Origin of the sequence: Streptomyces sp. RP5T (genome assembly GCF_003933965.1) — a bacterium.
GTDB lineage: Bacteria > Actinomycetota > Actinomycetes > Streptomycetales > Streptomycetaceae > Streptomyces.
On the sequence record NZ_RSAJ01000768.1, the window covers coordinates 1 to 3,353 of the forward strand.

Sequence of the window (3,353 nt, forward strand, 5' to 3'; positions counted from 1 at the left end):
GGGTGGGGGAATAGGGGTCCCTGTGTCGTCGTTCTCCAGGCACGCGGTTATAGTTGAACCGTAAACAACTTGGAGGGTGAGCGACCATGCAGTTCGGGATCTTCAGCGTCGGCGACGTCACGCCGGACCCGACGACCGGCCGGACGCCGACCGAGCGCGAGCGCATCAAGGCGATGGTCGCGATCGCGCTGAAGGCGGAGGAGGTCGGGCTCGACGTCTTCGCGACCGGTGAGCACCACAACCCGCCGTTCGTGCCGTCGTCGCCGACCACCATGCTCGGCTACATCGCGGCGCAGACCGAGAAGCTCATCCTCTCGACGTCGACCACGCTGATCACCACGAACGACCCGGTGAAGATCGCCGAGGACTTCGCGATGCTCCAGCACCTGGCCGACGGCCGCGTCGACCTCATGATGGGCCGCGGCAACACCGGCCCGGTCTACCCCTGGTTCGGCAAGGACATCCGCGAGGGCATCAACCTCGCCATCGAGAACTACGCCCTGCTGCGCCGGCTGTGGCGCGAGGACGTCGTGAACTGGGAGGGCAAGTTCCGCACGCCGCTCCAGGGCTTCACCTCCACGCCCCGCCCGCTGGACGGGGTCGCGCCCTTCGTCTGGCACGGTTCCATCCGCTCGCCGGAGATCGCCGAGCAGGCCGCCTACTACGGTGACGGCTTCTTCCACAACAACATCTTCTGGCCGGCCGACCACACCAAGCGGATGGTCGAGCTGTACCGGGCCCGCTACGCCCACTACGGGCACGGCACGCCCGAGCAGGCGATCGTGGGGCTCGGCGGCCAGGTGTTCATGCGCCGCAACTCGCAGGACGCGGTGAAGGAGTTCCGGCCGTACTTCGACGTGGCGCCGGTGTACGGGCACGGGCCCTCCCTGGAGGACTTCACCGAGCAGACCCCGCTGACCGTCGGCTCCCCGGAGCAGGTCATCGAGAAGACGCTGAAGTTCCGCGAGTACGCCGGGGACTACCAGCGCCAGCTCTTTCTCGTGGACCACGCCGGACTGCCCCTGAAGACCGTCCTCGAGCAGATCGACATGCTGGGCGAGGAGGTCGTACCGGTGCTGCGCAAGGAGTTCGCGGCGGGCCGTCCGGCCGACGTCCCGGAGGCCCCCACCCACGCGTCCCTGCTGGCCGCGGCCCAGAACAGCACGGCCCAGAACAGCACGGCACAGAACAACGAGGAGGTCGTCGCATGAAGCTCGTCGTCGTGTCCGCGGGACTGAGCGTCCCCTCGTCGACCCGCCTGCTGGGCGACCGGCTGGCCGCGGCCGTGGGACGCGCGGCCGAGGTGGAGACGCAGGTCGTGGAGTTGCGGGAACTCGCCGTGGAGATCGCGCAGAACTTCACCAACGGCTTCCCGGGCCGGGCCTTGGCCGCCGCGCAGGACGCGGTGGCGGGGGCCGACGGACTGATCGTCGTCACGCCCGTCTTCTCCGCCTCCTACAGCGGACTGTTCAAGTCGTTCTTCGACGTGCTCGACCCGGAGGCACTGGCCGGCAAGCCCGTGCTGATCGCGGCGACCGGCGGCTCGGCCCGGCACTCGCTGGTGCTCGAACACGCCCTGCGGCCGCTCTTCGCCTACCTGAAGGCCGTCGTCGTGCCGACCGGGGTGTACGCGGCCTCCGAGGACTGGGGGGCCGAGGGACTGGACGGGCGGATCGAGCGGGCGGCCGGGGAACTGGCCGCGCTGATGACGGGACTGTCCGGCGGGGTGCCGGCCGGACGGGCGCCGCACGCGTCCCCGGCCGACGCGTTCTCGGCGGCCGCGGTGGTGCCCTTCGAGGAGCAGCTCGCCGCGTTGCGTCCCACGGGGTGAGAGGGCAGTAAGAAGGGCACGCGGTGAGCAGCTCATCACGTCGTACGACTCGGCGGGCACGGCACACTGAGGGTGTGCCCCAAAATGTGCTGCTCGCCGAAGACGACCGTGCCATCCGCCACGCCCTGGAGCGCGCCCTGGTCCTGGAGGGCTACCAGGTCACCGCGGTCGCCGACGGGGTCGAGGCGCTGGCACAGGCCCACAAGTCGCCGCCGGACGTGCTCGTCCTCGACGTGATGATGCCCGGGATCGACGGACTCCAGGTCTGCCGGGTGCTGCGCGCCGAGGGCGACCGCACACCGATCCTCATGCTGACGGCGCTCGTGGAGACCCAGGACCGGATCGCCGGCCTGGACGCGGGCGCCGACGACTACGTGGTCAAGCCCTTCGACGTCGAGGAGGTCTTCGCCCGGCTGCGGGCCCTGCTGCGGCGGACCAGCCCCGACGGGATGGCCCCGGTCGACGCGGCTCCCAAGGCCGTCGCGCCCGAGCTGCCCCAGGGCCGGATCGAGGCGGCCGGGCTGCGCATGGACATCCAGGCGCGGCGGGCCTGGCGGGGCACGCGCGAGCTGGAGCTGACCCGCACCGAGTTCGAGCTGCTGGAGCTGCTCGTGCGCAACGCGGGCATCGTGCTGGACCACTCGACCATCTACGACCGCATCTGGGGCTACGACTTCGGGCCCGGCTCCAAGAACCTCGCCGTCTACGTCGGCTACCTGCGCCGCAAGCTCGACGAGCCGGGCGCTCCGCAGCTGATCCACACGGTGCGTGGCGTGGGTTACGTGCTCCGGGAGGACTGAGTGGGGCGGCTGGCCCGGCTGCTGGCCCGGCCTCGGCCCCGGCTGCTGTCCCTGCGGGCCACGTTCGCGGTGTCCTTCGCCGCGGTGACCGCCGTGGTGACCGTCCTCGTCGGTGTGCTGTCCTACAGCGCCGCCGCGCGTCTGGTGCGGGTGGACCAGGAGTCCGTGTTCGACCAGGTGGTGCGGGACCTGCGGGACGAGGTCAGCCATGAGCGGATGACGCCGGACGACTTCTCGTCCTCGGCGCCGGGGCACGACCTGGTGCGTCCCGCCCGTACGGATGTGCAGGTGCTGGGGCCCACCGGGGCGGTCGCCGACCCCGGGCGGCCCGGGCTGCCGGTGATCTCCGGGGACCGGCGGATCGCGGCCGCGGGGACGGCCGGGCGGATGGTCCTGCACAAGGAGGTCTCGGTCGGCAACGACGTGTACCGGATCGCCACCGTCTCGCTGGGCGGCGGGCGGGGTGCGGTGCAGGTCGCGCAGGAGTTCAGTGACACCGAGGACCTGCTGCGGGCGCTTCAGCAGCGGACGTTCCTGCTCATGGCGGCGGTCGTGGTGGGTGCCGGGCTGTTCGGGTGGTGGCTGGCCCGGCGGATCACCCGGCGGCTGGTGATCCTCACGTCCGCCGCGGAGGACGTGGCGCGGACCCGGCGGCTCGGGATCGAGGTGCCGGTCACCGGGCACGACGAGGTGGGGCGGCTGGGGCGGGCCTTCGACCGGAT

The 3,353-nt window shown here is 71.4% G+C and carries 4 protein-coding genes; all 4 read left to right on the forward strand.

Annotated elements, in window-relative coordinates; translation table 11 throughout:
* Positions 1 to 86 precede the first annotated feature (86 nt).
* The gene (locus EHS43_RS40650; protein WP_125195557.1) at positions 87 to 1,211 is read left to right on the forward strand and encodes an LLM class flavin-dependent oxidoreductase; all 1,125 of its coding nucleotides are present in this window, start codon (positions 87 to 89) and stop codon (positions 1,209 to 1,211) included.
* Positions 1,208 to 1,831 (forward strand): FMN reductase, encoded by a 624-nt coding sequence (locus tag EHS43_RS40655; RefSeq protein ID WP_125195558.1) that lies wholly within the window; start codon positions 1,208 to 1,210, stop codon positions 1,829 to 1,831. The genes EHS43_RS40650 and EHS43_RS40655 overlap by 4 nt, the downstream gene beginning before the upstream one ends.
* A 74-nt stretch (positions 1,832 to 1,905) precedes the next feature.
* Entirely contained in the window at positions 1,906 to 2,631 is a 726-nt protein-coding gene (locus EHS43_RS40660) for a response regulator transcription factor (protein WP_185806624.1), read from the forward strand.
* On the forward strand, positions 2,632 to 3,353 hold a 722-nt coding region (locus EHS43_RS40665; protein WP_125195559.1), incomplete at its 3' end, for a HAMP domain-containing protein.